This window comes from Acinetobacter sp. AL9, assembly GCF_041464035.1.
Classification (GTDB): domain Bacteria; phylum Pseudomonadota; class Gammaproteobacteria; order Pseudomonadales; family Moraxellaceae; genus Acinetobacter; species Acinetobacter towneri.
On sequence record NZ_JAYFSK010000188.1, the window covers coordinates 1 to 367 of the forward strand.

Annotated in this window: 1 pseudogene; it reads left to right on the forward strand. The window is 33.0% G+C overall.

Annotation, left to right across the window (positions count from 1 at the left end):
- Window positions 1–367, forward strand: a pseudogene (locus ACEO2X_RS14255) (IS701 family transposase); the annotation flags it as partial.

Sequence of the window (367 nt, forward strand, 5' to 3'; positions counted from 1 at the left end):
CGTGAAGACTACACACCTCACGACCTATATCAAGAATCAATTCAACATATTGATAATAATAAACTTATAGTCAGTATTGATGATACTGTTTTAGATAAACCATATAGTCAACATATGGACTTAGTTAGCTATTTTTGGTCAGGCAAACACCACCGATCCGTCAAGGGTATTAATCTCATTACCTTGTATGCGACAGATCAAAATGGTCAAAATATTCCAATTAATTTCCGAATTTATGACAAATCTGAAAGTAAAACCAAGAATGATTACTTTATGGATATGTTAAGTGAAGTACTCAGTTGGGGTGCAAAGATTCAATTTATTACAGGTGATAGTTGGTATTCATCGACTGGAAATCTAAAAACCA